The organism is Curtobacterium sp. MCBA15_016, from assembly GCF_001865105.1.
GTDB lineage: Bacteria > Actinomycetota > Actinomycetes > Actinomycetales > Microbacteriaceae > Curtobacterium.
The window spans coordinates 15790-33952 of the sequence record NZ_MJGR01000034.1 but is presented as its reverse complement, the minus strand read 5'-3'; the positions used below and the strand labels follow the sequence as shown (position 1 = coordinate 33952).

The following is an 18163-nucleotide window of genomic DNA, read 5'->3' as shown; positions in this document are numbered from 1 at the left end:
GACGCGTCAGTCGCGGGGCTGGATGTTCCAGGCGTCGATGACGGGACGGCCGTGCTCGTACCCGAGCACGCTCACCGAGGCGGTGCCGAGCTTCAGCACGGCGCCGTCCTGCGGTGCGAGGCGGATCCACGCGGCGCCGAGCGCGCGGAGGACGTGTCCGTGGGCGACGACGATCGCGTCCTGCCCCTCGGCGAGGACCGGTCGGGCACGGTTGAGGATGCGCTCGACGCGGACCCGGACCTCGGCGGCGTTCTCGCCCGGGGTGTCACCGGCGGGCACGCCGTCGGTCCAGAGGTCCCACGGGCCGTGCCGGAGGACCTTGATCTGCGGCGTGGTGAGCCCCTCGTACGCGCCGTAGTCCCACTCGTAGAGGTCCTCGTCGAGCTCCGCGTCGACACCGACGAGCGCCGCCGTGTCACGGGCACGCTGCAACGGGCTGGACAGTGCCAGCGCGAACGTGCGGTCCGCCAGGTACCGGCCGGCGCGCTTCGCCTGCTCGATGCCGTTCTCGGTGAGCGGGATGTCGGTGCGGCCGGTGTGCTGCCCGCTCTTCGACCACTCCGTCTCTCCGTGACGGACGAGGACGAGTTCGCCGGGGCGTTCCGAGGTCATGTGTTCCTTCCGATGAGCAGGCCGAGCGCGGCTGCGCCGACCGAGACGACGAGCATCCCGAGGCCGTTCAGGACGGCGAGCCGGGGCTTGCCGGATCGGAGGAGCTGTACGGTCTCGACGCTCGCCGTCGAGAACGTCGTGTACCCACCCATCATGCCCGTTCCGAGCACCGCGACGACCGGGAGCGGGATCGTGCCCGCCTGCCCGAGGCCCGTCAGGACCCCGAGGACGAGCGATCCGGACACGTTGATGACGACCGTGCCGAGCGGGAAGCCGGACACCCGGGCCTTCACGACACCGTCGAGGAGGAAGCGCAGCGCCGCGCCGACTCCCCCGCCGACCGCGACGAGGAGCAGTTCGAGGGCGTTCACCGGGCGCCTCCGGACCGGAGCACCGTGGCGAGCCCGATGCCGGCCACGACGGCGAGCAGCCCCGCCGCCACCGTGAGCAGGGCGTACCCGCTGCCGGCGCCCCAGCGACCGACGTCGAGCAGCTGCGCGGTGTCGTCGGCGAGCGTGCTGTAGGTCGTGAAGCCACCGAGGATCCCGGTGCCGACGAACAACCGCAGGCCCCGACGACGCCCGACGTCCGGGCCGCGGTGCGCGAGCGCCTCGAGCAGGAGGCCGAGGCAGAACGCGCCGACGACGTTGATCGCGAAGATCGCCCAGCTGATGCCGTCGTGCGCCGGGAAGACCTCGGCGAGGAGCGCTCGGACACCGGTGCCGATCGCCCCGCCGAGTGCGACGACGCCGAGCATCGACCAGCGGAGGTGGGGTGGACGTTCGTGCACGGTGCTCCTATCGCCGAGCACGCCGGATCGTCTCCGCGCGTGCGGTGTTCTCGGGATAGGGACCGTTGGCGGCTGGCCGCGGTTGGGTCCGGCAGGCCCCACTGCCGGGTCTGACGACCGGATCAGCGTACCGCGTCAGTCCGCGACGGCCGCGATGCCCTCGATCTCGACGAGCTGGTCGTCGTACCCGAGGACGGTCACCCCGACGAGGGTGCTCGGCACGTCGTGGTCGCCCACGGCCTCGCGGACGACCTCCCACGCGGCCACGAGGTCGGCCTGCCGCGTCGACGCGACGAGGACCCGGGTCTGGGCGAGGTCGGCGATCCCGGCCCCCGCGGCGTCGAGCGCGGTGCGGAGGTTCTCGACGCACTGCGCCGCCTGACCGCGGACGTCGCCCACGGCCACGGTCCGGCCGTCGGCGTCGAGGGGGCACGCGCCGGCGAGGAACACGAGTCGGCTGCCGGCGGGCACGGACGCGGCGTACGCGTACTCCGCGACGTCGCTGAGGGCACCGGAACGGATGAGCTGCACGACACTGGTCACCCCGTCAGCCTCGCAGAGCCGACCGGGACGACGAAAGCCCCCCGGCGGACCGGAGGGCTTTCGTGCTGGTGTGACCCCAGCGGGATTCGAACCCGCGTTACCGCCGTGAGAGGGCGACGTACTAGGCCGCTGTACGATGGGGCCGTCACACATGGGAATCCCCCGCCCGGAAGCGGGGGTCATGGTCGTTGTCGGAGTCGGAGGCAAGCCACCTGTGGTGACCCCAGCGGGATTCGAACCCGCGTTACCGCCGTGAGAGGGCGACGTACTAGGCCGCTGTACGATGGGGCCGTTCCGACAACTCGACAAGTATTGCACAAGCCCGACGCCGTGCCAAAACGAGGCGTGTCGCCCGGGTGCGCCGCCATGCCGCGGCGGGACAACCGCCCCCGTCAGATCGTGAGCGACTCCCCGGGACGGAGGACGACGAGCGAGCCGGAGGGCTCCACGGCCTCGCGGAGACGACCGGTGTGCATGCCGTAGCCGACGTCGGAGAGCGTTGCCTCGTGCACGGGGTAGGCCAGGCGGGGCCCGACCGCGAGGACGTAGTCCATCATCTCGGAGACCTTGAGCCACGGGGCGCCGACGGGTGCGGCGAGGACCTCGACCGGGACGTCGGGGACCGTGTAGGAGTCGCCCGGGTGGAAGAGCCTGCCGTTCACGAGGACACCGGTGTTGTCGACGATCGGGACGCTCGAGTGGATCAGGTTGTGGCGCGTGCCGTGGAACGACAGGTCGAACGGGCCCACGGTGCGTCGGTCCCCGGCGGTGACGACGTCCACCACGACGCCACCCGCGCCGCCCGCGCCGTCCGCATCTTCGGCGAGCGCCCGGGTGACACCGGCGGGGCCGATCACGACCGCCCCGGGGTTCGCGTCGAGGATCCGCCGGACCTGCTCGGGCGTGACATGGTCCGGGTGCTCGTGGGTGACGACGACGGCGACGACACCGGTGACGTCGACGGGGCGGGTGAAGTTGCCCGGGTCGATGACGAGGCGCGCGCTGCCCTCGGTGACGATCTGGCAGGCGTGTTCGAGCTTGGTGACCTCCATGCGGGCGACCCTACGCGGCGGCGCGGCAACGCGACGGCGCGGCGCGGCCACCGCCTACGCGCGGACGGCCCGGGGTGGCCCCGTCGTCGACCGCACCACGAGGTGCGCCGGGGACGCCGGCAACGGCCCCGCGAGCCCGCCGTCGACCTCGGCGAGCACGGCCCGCGCCGCGACCCGACCCTGGGCGACCGGGTCCTGGGCGATGGTGGTCAGCCCGGCGACCTCGCCGTACTCGTGGCCGTCGATGCCGATGACCGAGACGTCCTTCGGCACCGAGAGGCCCGCTCGACGCGCGGCGAGGACCACCCCGAGTGCCATCTCGTCCGACGCGCAGAACACCGCGGTCGGCCACGCGCCGTCACGCCCGACACCGCGGCGCCCGTCACGCCCGCCGAACAACGCCTCCCCCGCGTCGACGCCGCCCGCGAAGGAGAACCGCCCGTCGAGGATCCAGTCCTCCCGCACCGCGATCCCCCGCGCGGCGAGCGCGTCCACGAACCCGTCCCGCCGCAGCCACGGCACCGCCACGTTCATCCCCGCCTCGTCCTGTCCGCCGACGTAGGCCACGTCCCGGTGCCCGAGTCCGCACAGGTGCTCGACGGCGATCCCGGCCACGGCGACGTCGTCCACGCCGACGTTCCGGAGGCCCGGCGCCGGACCGCCGATCACGATCATGGGGTGCCGCGTGAGTTCGAGCTCGGCGCGCTCGGTCTCGTCGAGCACGAGCGACAGCAGGACGAGTCCGTCGACCCGGTGCCGCAGCATCGACCGTCGGAACGCCCGGTCGCGGTCGCCGCCGGGTCCGCCGAGGTTGTACAGCACCAGGTCGTACCCGGCCCGCCGCAGTTCGGCGTCGACACCGCCGAGCGCCTTGACGTAGAACCACCGGTCGATCACCGGGACGACGACGCCGATCGCACGCTGCCGCCCCGTGGCGAGGCCGGCCGCCGCCGAGCTCGGCACGTACCCGAGCTCGTCGGCGACCCGTCGCACCTCGTCGATCGTGGTGTCCGCGACCGTCGACATCCCACGCAGTGCGCGGGACACCGTCGACTTCGACAGGCCCGTGACGGTCGCGATCTCCTGGATGCCCATGGACGGTCCCGGGAGGCCCGTCACCCGTCCGACGGCCGCCGCACGTCGGCGACGGGGCCGGTCTGCGCTCGCGCGACCGTCGGCGCGCTGCCCGCCCCGGGGAGCGCCGTGCCGGGCGCTGCTCCGGGGATCGGGGCAACGCGCCGCGTCCGGGCGGCCCGACGACCGGCGGGCGCGAGTTCGTCCCACCCGACGTGGCGGTGCACCCGACCGTCCGCCGCGGGCTGCACGGCGATGCGGGACGGGTCCGACCGCCACCCCGACGGACCGGAGCCGGCCGCGGCGACCGGCACCGCGGACGGCCGCGCGACCGGAGCGACGACCGGCTGCACTCCGCCGACACCGTCGGTCGAGCGGGTGCGGCGGAGCACCGACACCCGCCACCGGTCGAGCACCACCACGCCGAACACGCAGACGAGCAGCGTGAGCGCCCAGCCGAGCGCCGGGCGACCGGTGAGCTCGCAGAACACCGTGGCCCCGAGGAACAGGATGCCGAACGTGCCGACGAAGCCGATGGCCTCCTCGATCCGGGCCGTGGGCCGGGTCGGTCCGCGCTGTGCCATGGTCGTCAGCCCTTCACGCCGCCGGCGGTGAGGCCGGCCACGATGCGTCGTTGGAAGATGAGCACGAGGACCACGAGCGGGATCGTGACGATCGTGCCGGCGGCCATCACCGCCGTGTAGGGCTCCTGGTGCGGCTGGGACCCGGCGAACGAGGCGATCGCCACGGTCACCGGCTGCGTCGCGTCGCTCGAGAGCTGGGAGGAGATGAGGTACTCGTTCCAGCTGGAGATGAACGCCAGGATCGCCGTCGTGAACACGGCCGGGGCGGCCAGCGGCAGGATGATCCGTCGGAACGCCTGCACGCGGGTGCACCCGTCGATGCGTGCCGCTTCCTCGAGGTCCCACGGCATCTCGCGGAAGAAGCTCGCGAGCGTGTAGACGGTCAGGGGCAGCACGAACGAGATGCTCGGCAGGATCAGCGCCTGGTACGAGCCCATCCACCCGATGTCCGTGAACAGCTGGAACAGCGGGGAGATGAGCGCGACGCCCGGGAACATCGACGCCGCGAGGATCGCACCGGCGATGAGCGACTTGCCCTTGAACTCCAGACGGGCCAGGGCGTACGCGGCACTCGTCCCGACGAGCAGGGCGATGATCGTCACGACGCCACCGATGAGGAGGCTGTTCGCGAGCGCCCGCCCGAGGTGGTTGCCGAGCGACGTCGAGAACGCCGTCGCGTAGTTGTCGAGCGTGACGTGCGTCGGCCACGGTGTGGCGTCGAACGTGAACCCGACGTCGCGGAAGCTGGTCACCACCATCCAGTAGAACGGCAGGAGGCACCAGACGGCGATGACGATGGCCTGCACGGCGGTGCGGATCCGCGGGCCGGTGTGGCGCTTGACCCGAACGTCGCTGCGGTCGACGGCGATGTCGCGGGTTCGGGCGTTGGACCGGGGACGGTCGGCTGCGAGGGTCACTTGAGCTCCCCCTTCTGCTGGGCGGCCTGCGTCTGCACCACGTTGGCGCCGAGGAACCGCACGAAGACGAACGCGACGATGAAGATCACCAGGAAGGTGATGGTCGACAGGGCCGACGCGGAGTTGAAGCCCTGCCGGATCTGTTCGACGACGAGGATCGACAGGGTCGTGGTGGCGTTGCCGGAACCACCGCCACCGCCGGTGAGGATCGCCGGCAGGTCGTACATGCGCAGCGCATCGAGCACGCGGAACAGGACGGCGACCATGAGCGCCGGCTTGATGAGCGGCAGGGTGATGAGCACGAAGCGCTGGACGGTGGAGGCGCCGTCCATTTTGCCGGCCTCGTAGACCTCCTCGGGGATGAGCTGCAGCCCCGCGAGGATGAGCAGCGCCATGAACGGCGTGGTCTTCCAGGTGTCGGCGATGATGACCGCCCACCGGGACGCCCACTCGCCGCTCGTCCAGAGGATCTGCTGCCCGATGACGTGGTTGAGCACGCCGTTCGCGTCGAAGATGAAGTACCAGAGCTTCGCGGTGACGGCGGTCGGGATGGCCCACGGCACGAGGATCGCGGCACGGACGAGCGCGCGGCCCTTGAAGTTGCGGTTCATGATGATCGCCATCCACACGCCGATCACCGTCTCCAGGGCGACGGTGACGACCGTGAAGAAGAACGTGTTGCCCATCGACACCCAGAACTGGGAGCCGAGGCTGCCGGGTGGGCAGGTGACGTTCCCGCACTGCTGCCCGAGCCAGTGCACGTAGTTCGTCACGCCGGCGAAGCCGCCCTCGACGAAGAGCTGGGTCGCCTTGTCGAGACCCTGGTCGAGTTGGAACGACTGGATGATCGCGCTGACCACCGGGTAGCCGATGACGATGGCGAGGAGCACGATCGTCGGGCCGATGAGGTACACGGCCCATCGGCCGTGCTCGGCGTTGAGTCCGCCCTTGCGCCGCTTCTGCGGCTCCATGCCCGTCGGGTTGGGGATGGCGGCGGGGATCTCGGTTGCTGCTGACACGTGACGGCCTCCTTGCCGGGTGTCGGAACGCAGGATGGGACGGACGGGAGGCGCGGGGCGGGGTCGACCCGCGCCTCCAGTCCGATGCGGCGAACGCCGCGTACTCGGGTGCTAACTGCCGCTGCTGGTGGCCGTCTTGAGGGCCGCCTGCATGTCCTTCATCGCCTCGTCGACGCTCTTCGATCCCTTGAGCGCGGCGTAGGTGTTGTCCTGGATCGCCTTCGTCACGGCCGGGTAGAACGGCGTGACCGGGCGCGGCTCGGCCGACTCGATGGACTTGAGCAGGGTCGGCAGGTAGGGCAGCTTGCTCGTCAGCTCGGAGTCGGTGTAGAGGTCACCGACGACCGGCGCGAGGGAGCCCTGCGTGGCGAAGAACTTCTGCGTCTCGTTCGACTCCAGGAACTCGAGGAAGTCGTGCGCGGTCGCCTTGTGCTTCGAGTACACGCTGATCGCGGCATTGTGACCGCCGAGCGTCGAGGCGCCGGTGCCGTCCTTGCCGGGGATCGGCGCGATGCCGAAGGTGTCCTTGACCGTGCTCGACCCGTCCGTCTTCGCGAGGCTGTAGACGTACGGCCAGTTGCGCAGGAACAGCAGCTTGCCGGCCTCGAAGGCGGTGCGGCCCTGCTCCTCCTGGTAGGTGATCGCCTCGGCGGGGATGTTCCCGTCCTTGAAGGCGTCGACCAGGTTCTGCAGGCCGGCCTTCGCGTCGGACGTGTCGACGTCCGGCGTGCCGCCCTTGCTGAGGACCGAGCCGCCGGAGCCGTTGATCGCCTCGGAGGCGTTCACGGTCAGGCCTTCGTACTTCGCGAACTGCCCGGCGTAGCAGCCGATGCCGGCCTGCTTGGCGATGTCGCAGTCCTTCATCATCTCGTCCCAGGTGGTCGGGGGCGTCTTGACGAGGTCCTTGCGGTAGTAGAGCAGCGCGCCGTCGGAGGTCTGCGGTGCCGCGTAGAGCGTGTTGTTGTAGGTGGCCGTCTTGACGGTGGCCGGCAGGAGCTTCGACGTGTCGATCTTCATGCTGCCGGTGAGCGGGGTGAGCCAGCCCTTCGCCGCGAACTCGGCGGTCCAGACGACGTCCACGTCGACGACGTCGTAGTTCGCGTCCTTCGCCTGGAAGTGCTGCACGAGGTCGTCGTGCTGCTGGTCGGCCTGGTCGGACTGCTCCTTGAAGGTGACCTTCTCGTCGGGGTGGGCCTTGTTCCACTTCGCGATGAGGGGGCGGACGACGTTCGAGTTGTCCTTGCCCTGCACGTAGGTGATAGGGCCGCGGCTGTCCTGACCGTTCTTGGCGTCGTCCGACGCCGAGCTGCCGCTCGAGCACCCGGTCAGCACGAGGCCGATGACCGCGATCCCCGCTACGGATGCGAACCGCACTTTGGCGCGTGTTGTCTTCACAGTGTCGTCTCCACGTTGAGATCACCAGGCGAGGACCATCGGGTCGACGCTGCCTGGAGCAGGCGACGCTGCCTGCTGGAGGAGGAAGCTACGCCCGCTCTCAGCCGTTCGCAACCGGTTGCAAAGATTCCGTGACCTGCTCGTGACCACCGTGCGCCGTTCGCTTTTCGGGTGTGAGCGCTCACCCTCGTCCCGGGGGCTCGGCGGCGCTGCCGTGCGGGGTTCCGCACGATCACCGCCAGCGGCCCCGTTCCCCGTTGTCGCCGCCGCGGCCTGGCACCTACCGTCCACACCATGGCCACCACCAGCACCGCTCGTGCACTCCCCGCACCCCGACGCGTGATCGACGTCGACCTCGACGCACCGCTCCCCCGCCTCGTCGCGGACGGCACGGGCTCGTCCGCGCTGGTGATCGGCTACCGCGGCGGGCGTCCGACGGGCACGCTCGACGTCGAGCTCACCGACGACCCCGCCGACGCCGCCCGTGCGCTCGGATCGCTGCGGGAGACTGTGCTCGCCGACGTCGAACCGGTGCCGGATGCCCTCCTGCCGACGATCTCCGTCGTCGTCTCGACGGTGGTGGACCGCGTCGAGGACCTCGGCGCACTGCTCGACGTCCTCGAGCACCTGGACTACCCCGACCACGAGGTGATCGTCGTCGACAACCGCGTCCGGGTGCCCGCCGACGACCGGCTCCCGGCACTGCTCGCCGGTCGGGGCGTGCGCCTCGTGACGGAGCGCCGGCCCGGCCTGTCCGCCGGCCGCAACGCCGGGGTCGCGGCCGCCCGCGGCGAGGTCGTCGCGTTCACCGACGACGACGTGCGGGTCGACCCGCAGTGGCTGCGCGCACTCGGCGCGCGGTTCGTCCGCGAGGCCGACCTCGACGCGGTGTCCGGCGTGATCCTCCCCACCGAGCTCTCGACGCCCGCGCAGATCTGGTACGAGGCGTACTACGGCGGGTTCAGCGGCGAGCGCACCTTCGCGCCCGTCACGATCGTCCCCGACGACGTCGCCGGCACGATGCGGCACGCGCGGGTGCAGGCGGTCCGCCCGGACGGGTCGGTCGTGAAGCACTTCGCCGTGTACGGCATCGGTGCCTACGGCGCTGGTGCGAACATGGCGTTCCGGCGGTCGGTGATCGACGCCGTCGGTGGGTTCGACACCACGCTCGGCGCGGGCTCCCCGGCCCGTGGCGGTGAGGACCTGGCGATGTTCATCGAGACGCTCTGGCGCGGTGGGCGCATCGGGTTCGAGCCGCGAGCGGTCGTGCACCACCGGCACCGGCAGAGCATCGAGGACCTGCACAAGCAGTTGCACGGCAACGGCGTCGGGTTCACCGCGCTGATGTGCGCCCTCGCCGCCAAGGACCGGCGGCACGTCGCGGTCCTCGCCCGGCTCGTGCCCGCCGCCGCGATGGTGAAGCTCCGCGAGACGGTCGGACGGCTGCGCACCGGCAGCGCACCGGGCCCCGCTGCCGTCGAGTCCACGCCCGTCGGCCCCGCGATCCCCGCCGTCCCGGACGCCGGGGTGCCGCGGTCGCTGGCCTACCACGAGCTCCGGGGCTTCCCGGCGGGCCCGGCGGCGTGGTTCCGCAGCCGTCGTCGCTGGCGGGACGTCGAGGCCGGACGGTTCCACGCCGGGTGACCCCGCGGGCGGTTCCACGCCGGGTGACCCCGCGGGCGGTTCCACGCCCGACCCCCGCTGTCGGCGGACGCGTCGCTCCCTGCCCCGTAGGATCGGTGCAGCTGCCCGTACCGCGCGGGTCGGAGGAGGACGCATGCCGCTGGGGCCCACGCTCGTGCTCGAGCCCGTCACCGTGCCGACGTCCCACGCCACCACGGAGACGGCCGTCTGCGTGTGCGGCCACGCGCAGGACGCCCACGAGCACTACCGGCCGGGCAGCGACTGCGCCCTCTGCGACTGCCCGAGGTACCGCCGCCGCCGGTGACCGCTGCGGGAAACCGCCGCTTCCCCGCACCCGCCCCGGGACCGCCTTGTCGGTGTCCGGACGGCCCTGTTCACTCGAGACATGGCCAACTCCCCCGCGGCGCTCGCGTGCATCGTCCTCGCCCACGAGGACCCCCAGCACGTCCGACGACTCGTCGAGGCACTCGACCCGTTCCCGGTGTTCCTGCACGTCGACGCGCGGACCCCGGACGACGTGCACCGTGCGATGACCGAGGGGCTCCCCGACCGGGTCCGCCTCCTGCCGCGACTGCGGACGGGCTGGGCGAAGTGGGAGAACGTCGCGGCCGAGGTCTCCGGCTACCGTGCCGCCCTCGCCGAGACCGGCGCGCGCCACGTGGCGGTGCTGACCGGCAGCGACTACCCGCTGGCGAACCCCGCCGAGATCACCGCGCTGCTCGACGCCCACCGCGACCAGTCCTTCCTCATCCCGCACCCCCTCCCACACGCGGCGTGGGGCGCCAGCGGCGGGGTCGCCCGGATGCGGTACCCGCACTGGGCGTGGCGGAAGCACATGCTCCGCCTGCCGATCCCCCGCCGGATCCCGCGTGACGTCGTGCTCACGGGCGGGTCGCAGCTCAAGGTCCTCAGCGCCGCACACGCGGCCGCGGTCGTCCAGGTCGTCGATGCCCGTCCCGACCTGGTCCGCTTCTGGCGCCGCACCTGGATCGCCGACGAGTCGTTCGTGCCGACCGTGCTGAACTCCCCCGCCCTGGTCGACGGCTTCGCCGAGGACCACGTCCCGCACACCCTGTGGTTCATCGGCTGGGACGGCTCGAAGATGAAGAGCCCGCCGTGGCTGACGCTCCCCCACGCCGGTCGACTGCTCGAACGATGGACGACGGACCCCACCGCGATGCCGCACCTCTTCGCCCGCAAGTTCTCGACCGCTGCGAGCTCGGACCTGCTCGACGTCGTCGACCAGGCGTTCGGACTCCGACAGCACGTCCGGACCCCGGAGGTGGGTGTCTCGTGACCGTTCCCCAGACCCGCCGCGAGGCCCGCCACGCCGCAGCCACCCCGCCCGACGCCGACAGCACCGGTCGGAAGGCCGCAGCGGTCGAGGCCGCCGAGGCAGCCGCCGCCGTCGAGGCCGCCGCCCACACCGTCCCCGACACCGGCAGCACCGCGGTCCAGAAGGGTGCGTCCGTCCTGTTCGGCCGTGGCCTGCTGTACGTGGTCGTGTGGTCGATGCAGCTCGTCGTGAGCTCGCTGATCTCGCCGGTCCTCGCGCACCTCATGCCGCTCTCCGAGTTCGGTGTGCTCGCCTCGGCGATCGCGCTCTACCAGGCGCTCGTCGTGCTCGCGGTCGCGGGACTCGACCAGGCGTCCGTGCTGCAGCGCGCCGAGGACGGCGGTGACGACCGGAAGGCCCGCGGGCTCATCGCGGTCGGCATCGTCCTCGCGGCCGTCGTCACCGCGGTCGCCCTCGCCACCATCCCGCTCTGGGGCGACGTCGCCGGGTTCGTCGGCGAACACCCGATCCTGCTCGTCGCGGTCCTCTGGATCTTCCCCGCCGCGGTCGTGCAGCTCTCCCTCGCGATCCTGGTCGCCCAGGACCGCATCCGGGTCTTCGCGGTCACGAGCCTGCTGTCCTCGGTCGGCGGTTCGATCATCGGCCTCGGCCTGCTCGTGTTCGTGCACGCCGACGCCACCACCTACGCCTGGGGCGGCGTGTTCGCCCAGGCCGCCGCGATGGTCATCGGCTTCGCGGCGACCCGGCCTCGCCTCGCCGGTCTGTTCGACCGCCAGACCACCGCACGGGCCTTCAAGCTCGGCGTGCCGATCGCCCTCGGCAACCTGTCCTACTTCGTGCTGAACGCCGGCGACCGGATCGTCGTGCAGCGGCTGCTCGGTCCGGACGAGGTCGCGCGCTACCAGATCGCCTACGTCGTCGGCTCCGCCGTGATCCTCCTGCTGACCTTCACGAACCAGGCCTGGGCACCGCACTTCGCGGCGCTCCGGGACGCCGTCGCCCGTCGACAGCTGGCCCTGCACGCCCGGGACCAGCTGTACCTGCTGCTCGCCCCGGTGCTGCTCGCGGTCACCCTCGTGTCGCCGGTCGCGCTGCCGATCCTCGCACCGGCGTCGTACCGCGTGCACGAGCTCACCGTCGTGGTCTTCATCGTGGCGCTCACGGCGTTCCCGGTGATCGCCAGCGGCGCGACCGGACGGCTCCTGCTCGTGGAGCGTCGCGGCGTCGCCGTCGGGGTGATCGCGGCCATCGCCGGTGCCGTCAACATCGGCGCGAACCTGCTGCTGGTCCCGCTGCTCGGAATCGCTGGCGCCGGGGTCTCCACGGTCTTCGCCTACATGGTGCTCGCGGCGCTGCAGCAGCTCTCGCTCCCCGACCGCCGGGAGTGGCGCGGCCCGCGTGCCCGGACGGTCCTCGTGCTGGCGGCCGTGGTGGTCGTCGCCGGGGTGTCCGTCCTCGTGCCCCAGGACCTCGTGTGGAACATCGTCCGCGTGGCCGGCGTCCTCGGCTGCCTGCCCTGGTTCATCCGCAGGCTCGCGATCGCCCGAGGAGGCACACCGTGACCCACGCCCCGGAACGCCCCGACCGTCGACTCCGGATCGCGGTCGTCACGAACGGGCTCGCCATCACCGGCGGGGTCGAGCGGTGCGTCCTCGAGGACACCCGCGAGCTCGTGCGCGCCGGGCAGGACGTCGAGGTCTGGCACCGCGGCCACCTCGCCCCGGGACCCGACGGCGCCGAGGCCGGCAGCGACCAGTTCGCCGAGCTCGGGGTCGCCCTGCACCGCACCGGCAACCGGTCCTTCGGCCTCCGCAGCGCTGCCGGCGACGCCGCACGGTTCGTCCTCGACGGCCTCCGCCTCCGCCGCTCGCGCCCCGACGTCATCTGGCTGAACCGGCCCGAGCACCTCCCCTGGGGCCGTGTGGCGTCCGTGGTCTCCGGCGTCCCGCTCGTCGTGCACCTGCACCACGCGCCGAACTACCGACGCCTCGGCCCGATCGCCGGCGGCCGCACGCACTACCTGGCCGTCTCGCACGCGATGGCTCGTGCATGGGCGGACGTGGGCATCCCGGCCTCGCGGATCACCGTCGTCCCGAACGGCGTCGACACCGCACTCTTCCCCGCGGCCACGCCGTCCGCGACAGTCCGCGCCCGCCGCACCCTCGGGCTCGACGACGACACCCGCACCGTCCTCTACTACGGCCGCCTCACCCGGTCGAAGGGCGTGCTCGCGCTGCTCGAGGCCTGGCGCCTCGTGCTCGAGCAGGACGCCGAACGCCACCGCGCCCGCGCGCCGCGCGCCGCCGTGCGTGCCCTCACCCCCGCGCTCGGGCCCGCCGGCACGCACCACGCCACGCAGCCGCACCACCCGCCCGTGCTCGTGCTCGCCGGAGCGGCCGACCCCGACGACGCCGAGGACGTCCGACGCGCCGTCGCGTCCCTCCCCGCCGGCTCCGTCGTGCTCCTCCCCGAGCGGGACGACGTCGTCACCCTGCTCCACGCCGCCGACATGGTCGTCGTGCCGTCCATCGAGCCCGAGGGCTTCGGCCGGGTCGTCGTCGAGGCGATGTCCGCCGGCCGCCCGGTCGTCGCCGCCGAGAGCGGTGGCACGGGCGAGATCCTCGCCGGCGAGTGGGCGACGTCGACCGTCGACCCGACCGACCCCGAGGCGCTCGCCACCAAGGTCCTCGACACCCTCGACCGCGCCGACCGCGACCCCTCCCTCGGCGAGCGCTGCCGCGCTTGGGTGCGCGACCACTACGGCCGCGGACCGCACGTGGCCGGTCTCCTGCGCGCTCTGCTCACGCACGCCCGTCGCTGAAGCCCAGGAGGCGCGGCTCCCCCTGGCACCGCTCCTCCCGTCCGTCGCGTGCTCGCGCCCGTGTCGCCTTCTCCTCGCCGCCTGACCGTTCCGGTTCGCGATCCCCGGCGATCGCGAACCAGAACGGTCACACCTCCCGTCCAGAACGTGCTCTCCCCGCGCGATGCCCGCCCGTTCCCGCAGGCGTCCGCCCGCCGGTACCGCGCCGCCCGCCGCGATGAGGTCGCGCCCACGACGACGGTCACCCGCGGCGGCACGAGCCGCACCAGCGTGCGAGCTCGCGCGCGCGGCGCAACGGCTCACGGGCCGCACCGTGCGCGGAACCTCGCACGCTGCGCCCGCGACCCGCGACCCGCGACGCGCGCGGACGACGGACGGGAGGCGCGGTGCCCACCGGCACCGCGCCTCCCGTCCGTCGGGTGCTCCCGGGTCAGCCGGTGAACGCCCGGAACTCGGCCAGGCCGACGTTCCGCGTGCTCGCCGACACCCCGGTGACGGTGAACCGGACCCACGTGACGTTCCGCGCCGAGAAGTCCACCGTGAGCGGCGACGCGTCGTTCGGGAGTGTCCCGACCGCCACCTGGCTGCCGTCGGAGAACGTCAGGGTGCCGCTCGTGACCTGGTCGTCGCCGTTCGGTCGGTCGTACAGGACGACCCGGTTCACCGCCTTCGACGAGGACCAGTCGAGCTGCAACCAGACACCGGTCGTGCCCCAGGGAGCGACCCACTCGGCGGTCGTGTTGTCGGGGTAGCCGCTGACGACTCCGTCGATCGCCTTGGCGGCGGTCTGCCCGGTCGAGGTGTCGTCCCACGCCGCGGTGGCGGTCGCCGAGCCCGTGACGTCGGTCGCGCCCCCGGGCGTCGGGGTCGGCGTCGGCGTCGGGGTCGGGGTCGGCGTCGGGGTGGGCGTCGGGGTCGGCGTGGGCGTCGGCGTCGTGGTGCCCGGGGCGAACGTCCGGATCTCCGCCAGGCCGACGTTGCGCGTCGTCGCGCTGACGGCGGTGACGGTGAACTTCACCGAGCTGGCCTGCCGGGACGAGAAGGTGACGCGGGTGAACGCGCCGCCGTTGTCGAGCGTCGGCACGGCGACGCTGCTCCCGTCGGAGAACGTCAGCGTGCCGGCCGTGACCTGGTCGTCGGCGTTCGGACGGTCCGCGAGGTCCACGGCGCCGAGCGTCACCGGGCTCGACCACGCGAGCTGCAGCCACGAACCGGTGCCGCCCCCGCGGGTCGCCCACTCGGCGGTCGGCGCGTCGGGGTAGCCGCTCGCGACGCCGTCGACGGCCTTCACGGCGGTCTGCCCGTCCGCGGGGTTCTCGCTGCTCGCGGTGACGGCCGCACCGGCGGTCACGTCAGCTCCGACGGACCCGCCCGAACCGGTGCCCGGGTCGGTGGGTGTCTGCGTGCCGACGGTGTACTCACGACTGAGCCACGAGCCCTCGGGACGCGACGAGCACGACGCCACCGAGGCGCAGGTCTCGGCGTCGTACGCGGAGTAGGCGAAGAACGCGTTCCCCTTCGCCTGCGTCTGCGCGGCGGTGAGGTTCGAGGGCTTGTCCGCGATCGGGTACCCCATGTACCCGGTGAGCGTGCTCGCCGTCGTGAGCTGCTGCTGCGCCGACTTGGTGAGGTACGCGACGGTGTGGTGGTCGCTGTGGTCGCCGTCGCCGTAGGTGCCGACGTGGTCGAGGGTGTGCACCTCCTGCGGCCCGTACCCGTTCATCAGCGCGAGCACGGTGGCCTGGAGCTGGGCGAGCGTGTAGGTGGTCCCGTAGGTCGCACCGGAGACCGTGCTCATGCTCGTGATCGAGCGCTGGTAGAGCTTCTGCAGGCTCTGGTACCGGGTGGCGGCGAACCCGGAGCCGTCGATGTTGCCGTCCGGCAGCTGCAGGTAGACCAGGCTGAGCCGCGGGTCCGCCGTCAGGGTGCGCGTCACGAGGGTCTTGCCACCGGCGCTGACCGAGCCCGAGGTCCAGGCGTTCGTGACGCCGGCGAGGTTCGCGTAGGCGGCCTCGAGGCCCGTCTGCCGGCCCTTCCAGTACGTGGCGGACTTGCCCGCGTCCCCGGCGGTGACGATGACCGAGCGGACGCACTTGTCCGCGTCGATGTCCTTGCGGAGCTCGGTGCCCTCGAACAGCAGGTCGTCGTCGGCGTGCGCGACGACGGTGAGGACCTTCCCCGCGCTGCAGTCCGCGGTGGTCGCCGCACCGGCGCTCGACGGCGCGAGGAGGCTCGGCGCCGAGACGGTGGCGCCCGTGATGACCGCTGCCGCGACCGCGAGTGCCACCTTCCAACGGCGTCGGATGGTGGCACTCGGGGTCGGGGCGTCTCGCTGCATGTCGTCTTCTGTGCGTGGGTGGGTCGGGTGGGTGGGTGTCGGTCAGGGAGCGCCGACGGGCTGCTGCACGGGCGCGGACACCGGGGCGGGTGCACGGACCACGACGGTGCCGAAGACACGGCCGACGGCGTAGCCGAACACGGTCGAGACCGCCGAGGTCACGATCGCCAGGGCACGGAGGCCCCCACCGCGACCGAGGGCCCCGAGCTCGCGGAGCACCGCGCCGGGCAGGACCCGGGTGAGGTACGTCGACTCGCTCGAGAGCGAGTCGCGGGCACCGACCCGGCGGCTCAGCACGGCCTTCGAGATGCCCTCGTAGTAGCTCCGGCGCCGCAGGTACCGCATCGTGACGCGGTCCGGGGAGACCCGGTGCGAGACGTTCGAGCGCGGCTCGAAGCGGATGCGGGCGCCGGGACGGATCCGGGCGATGCGGATGCAGAGCTCGGTCTCCTCGCACCCCAGCGGGTGGTTGCCGACGCGACCGATGCCGGAGCGGAAGCCGCCGGCGGCGAGCACGACGTCACGGTGGAAGGCCATGCTCGACCCGATGACGTTGCGGACGTCCGCGGACGTGGTGGGGAGGCCGGTGTAGCTGCACCCGACGATCCAGAGCAGCTCGTCCGGGTAGGGCCCGGCGCCGGTCGCGGTCGGCCACGACGGGGTCGCCCGGCCGCCGACACCGACGACGTCGGGCAGCTCGAGCGCCTCGACGAGGTGCATCAGCCAGTCCGGGTCAGCCGTCGCGTCGTCGTCCAGGAAGGCGACGACGTCGGCCTCGGTGAGTGCGACGCCGGTGTTGCGCGCACCCGAGAGGCCGCGGTCCTCGGCGTTCTCGACGACGCGGAGCTCCGGCCAGCGGGCGGCCGCACGGCGGAACAGCTCCGGCTCGTGGTCGATGACGACGATCACCTCGGTCGCGTCGGGCTGGCGCTTCGCCGACTCGACCGCGTCCTGCAGGTCACCCCAGCGCTGCTGCGTGTAGGCGCAGATGACGACGGCGACCGTCGCGACGCTCACGCCGCTTCCTCGTCCATCGCCGGCACGGCGGCCGGGACCACGAGGCCCGAGACCGGGGTCGGCATGAGGCGCATGCGGGCCTTGGCCTCGCGGGCACGACGACGCTCGTGCATGATCGACTTCAGGACGCGGATGCCGTCGCTGACCGCGTTGAGGTTGCTGGTGCCGTGCACGCGGAGCTTCTCGTGGCTCGGCACCTCGGTGATCGCGAACTCCGCGGCGGACCAGCGGCAGGTCAGGATCGTCTCGATCTCGAAGCCGTCACCCCAGCGCATCGAGCCGTCGGTCGGCTGCGGGAGCGTCGACGACAGCAGCCCGATCGTCGGCAGCGTGTCCGCCCAGAAGGCGTTGTAGCCGTAGCAGAGGTCGGTGTACCGCGCACGGAGCAGCACGTTGGAGATCATGTTGAGCCCCTTGTTGCCGAGGCCGCGGATGATCGTGATGTCGTCGCTGCCGCCACCGGGTGCGTAGCGGGAGCCCTTCGCGACGTCGGCACCGTCGACGAGCGCCTGCACGAAGCGCGGGATCTCGGCGGCGTCGGCGGAGCAGTCGGCGTCGAACATGACGACGACGTCGCCGGTCACGGCCTCGAAGCCGCAGGCGAGCGCGTTGCCCTTGCCCTTGCGGGTCTGCTGCACGACCTTGATCGTCGGCATGAGGCGCTGCGCCGTCGCGATGGTGTCGTCCACCGAGTTGCCGTCGACGAGGATCACCTCGTAGACGGGCGGGAGCTGCGGGAGGATGATCTCGAGGTTGCGGGCCTCGTTCCTCGCGGGGATGACGACCGAGACGCGGGGGTCTCGGGGTCGGACGGTGCTGGCGGACATGGTGCTCCTGTCGGGTTCAGGCTGCATGCGGGAGTGGTCGAGGGAGGACCCGGCGCTGGGTGGGCGTCGGAACGGGGGTACACCGTTCCCTGGGCTTGGACCAACCATCGTCCGGCGGACGGGGCTGGTCAATGCGGGTGGGCACTGGTTGCGGACCCCCGAGTGCGGATACGGAAACCCGCAAGCCGCGGCCGGGTGGCGTGTCGGCACGCACGAGGGCCCTGGAGGCGCGG

At 72.4% G+C, this 18163-nt stretch carries 18 protein-coding genes and 2 tRNA genes; 5 read left to right on the top strand and 15 right to left on the bottom strand.

What is annotated here, in order from left to right; all coding sequences use genetic code 11:
- Nucleotides 1–6: 6 nt before the first annotated feature.
- From BIV03_RS13990 to BIV03_RS13935, 12 genes are all read right to left on the bottom strand, one after another.
- Nucleotides 7–612, bottom strand: a complete 606-nt coding sequence (locus tag BIV03_RS13990; RefSeq protein ID WP_070416429.1) for a histidine phosphatase family protein — start codon at nucleotides 610–612, stop codon at nucleotides 7–9.
- A complete protein-coding gene (gene crcB, locus BIV03_RS13985) occupies nucleotides 609–983 on the bottom strand; it encodes a fluoride efflux transporter CrcB (RefSeq protein WP_071296136.1) in 375 nt (124 codons plus the stop codon). The genes BIV03_RS13990 and crcB overlap by 4 nt, the downstream gene beginning before the upstream one ends.
- A complete protein-coding gene (locus tag BIV03_RS13980) occupies nucleotides 980–1369 on the bottom strand; it encodes a CrcB family protein (RefSeq protein WP_071296328.1) in 390 nt (129 codons plus the stop codon). The genes crcB and BIV03_RS13980 overlap by 4 nt, the downstream gene beginning before the upstream one ends.
- 168 nt (nucleotides 1370–1537) lie before the next feature.
- Nucleotides 1538–1945, bottom strand: a complete 408-nt coding sequence (locus BIV03_RS13975; RefSeq protein ID WP_175475873.1) for a RidA family protein — start codon at nucleotides 1943–1945, stop codon at nucleotides 1538–1540.
- Nucleotides 1946–2016: 71 nt separating this feature from the next.
- Nucleotides 2017–2089: transfer RNA gene (locus BIV03_RS13970), tRNA-Glu, on the bottom strand.
- A 71-nt stretch (nucleotides 2090–2160) separates the two neighbouring features.
- A tRNA-Glu gene (locus tag BIV03_RS13965) sits at nucleotides 2161–2236 on the bottom strand.
- 101 nt (nucleotides 2237–2337) lie between these two features.
- Nucleotides 2338–2997, bottom strand: a complete 660-nt coding sequence (locus BIV03_RS13960) for an MBL fold metallo-hydrolase (RefSeq protein ID WP_071296135.1) — start codon at nucleotides 2995–2997, stop codon at nucleotides 2338–2340.
- A gap of 54 nt (nucleotides 2998–3051) precedes the next feature.
- Entirely contained in the window at nucleotides 3052–4092 is a 1041-nt protein-coding gene (locus tag BIV03_RS13955; protein WP_071296134.1) for a LacI family DNA-binding transcriptional regulator, read from the bottom strand.
- A gap of 20 nt (nucleotides 4093–4112) precedes the next feature.
- A complete protein-coding gene (locus BIV03_RS19200) occupies nucleotides 4113–4655 on the bottom strand; it encodes a hypothetical protein (RefSeq protein ID WP_071296133.1) in 543 nt (180 codons plus the stop codon).
- Nucleotides 4656–4660: 5 nt separating this feature from the next.
- Complete coding sequence (locus BIV03_RS13945; RefSeq protein WP_071296326.1) at nucleotides 4661–5524, bottom strand: carbohydrate ABC transporter permease; 864 nt, start codon at nucleotides 5522–5524, stop codon at nucleotides 4661–4663.
- Nucleotides 5525–5568: 44 nt separating this feature from the next.
- Nucleotides 5569–6543, bottom strand: coding sequence for a carbohydrate ABC transporter permease (locus tag BIV03_RS13940; protein ID WP_071296132.1), 975 nt, complete (start codon nucleotides 6541–6543; stop codon nucleotides 5569–5571).
- Between the two features lie 159 nt (nucleotides 6544–6702).
- Nucleotides 6703–7965, bottom strand: a complete 1263-nt coding sequence (locus tag BIV03_RS13935) for an ABC transporter substrate-binding protein (protein ID WP_254790905.1) — start codon at nucleotides 7963–7965, stop codon at nucleotides 6703–6705.
- A gap of 315 nt (nucleotides 7966–8280) precedes the next feature.
- Between BIV03_RS13935 and BIV03_RS13930 the strand changes: the two genes are divergently transcribed.
- The 5 genes from BIV03_RS13930 to BIV03_RS13915 all read left to right on the top strand — a co-directional run bounded on the left by BIV03_RS13930 (nucleotide 8281) and on the right by BIV03_RS13915 (nucleotide 13748).
- Complete coding sequence (locus BIV03_RS13930; RefSeq protein ID WP_071296130.1) at nucleotides 8281–9630, top strand: glycosyltransferase family 2 protein; 1350 nt, start codon at nucleotides 8281–8283, stop codon at nucleotides 9628–9630.
- 133 nt (nucleotides 9631–9763) lie between these two features.
- Complete coding sequence (locus tag BIV03_RS19790; RefSeq protein WP_156794728.1) at nucleotides 9764–9934, top strand: hypothetical protein; 171 nt, start codon at nucleotides 9764–9766, stop codon at nucleotides 9932–9934.
- A gap of 81 nt (nucleotides 9935–10015) precedes the next feature.
- Nucleotides 10016–10927 carry a beta-1,6-N-acetylglucosaminyltransferase gene (locus BIV03_RS13925; RefSeq protein WP_071296129.1) on the top strand — a complete coding sequence of 304 codons (912 nt, stop codon included), beginning with the start codon at nucleotides 10016–10018 and terminating at the stop codon, nucleotides 10925–10927.
- Nucleotides 10924–12489, top strand: coding sequence for a lipopolysaccharide biosynthesis protein (locus BIV03_RS13920; RefSeq protein ID WP_139201990.1), 1566 nt, complete (start codon nucleotides 10924–10926; stop codon nucleotides 12487–12489). The genes BIV03_RS13925 and BIV03_RS13920 overlap by 4 nt, the downstream gene beginning before the upstream one ends.
- A complete protein-coding gene (locus BIV03_RS13915; protein WP_071296128.1) occupies nucleotides 12486–13748 on the top strand; it encodes a glycosyltransferase family 4 protein in 1263 nt (420 codons plus the stop codon). Before BIV03_RS13920 ends, BIV03_RS13915 begins: the two co-directional genes overlap by 4 nt.
- Before the next feature lie 430 nt (nucleotides 13749–14178).
- Here BIV03_RS13915 and BIV03_RS13910 read toward each other — a convergent pair whose 3' ends face one another.
- From BIV03_RS13910 to BIV03_RS13900, 3 genes are read right to left on the bottom strand one after another with little or no spacing between them, the layout of a single operon-like run.
- Complete coding sequence (locus BIV03_RS13910) at nucleotides 14179–16086, bottom strand: discoidin domain-containing protein (protein ID WP_071296127.1); 1908 nt, start codon at nucleotides 16084–16086, stop codon at nucleotides 14179–14181.
- A gap of 42 nt (nucleotides 16087–16128) precedes the next feature.
- Nucleotides 16129–17103 carry a glycosyltransferase family 2 protein gene (locus BIV03_RS13905; RefSeq protein ID WP_070416441.1) on the bottom strand — a complete coding sequence of 325 codons (975 nt, stop codon included), beginning with the start codon at nucleotides 17101–17103 and terminating at the stop codon, nucleotides 16129–16131.
- A complete protein-coding gene (locus BIV03_RS13900) occupies nucleotides 17100–17930 on the bottom strand; it encodes a glycosyltransferase family 2 protein (RefSeq protein ID WP_083294974.1) in 831 nt (276 codons plus the stop codon). Before BIV03_RS13900 ends, BIV03_RS13905 begins: the two co-directional genes overlap by 4 nt.
- Nucleotides 17931–18163 lie beyond the last annotated feature (233 nt).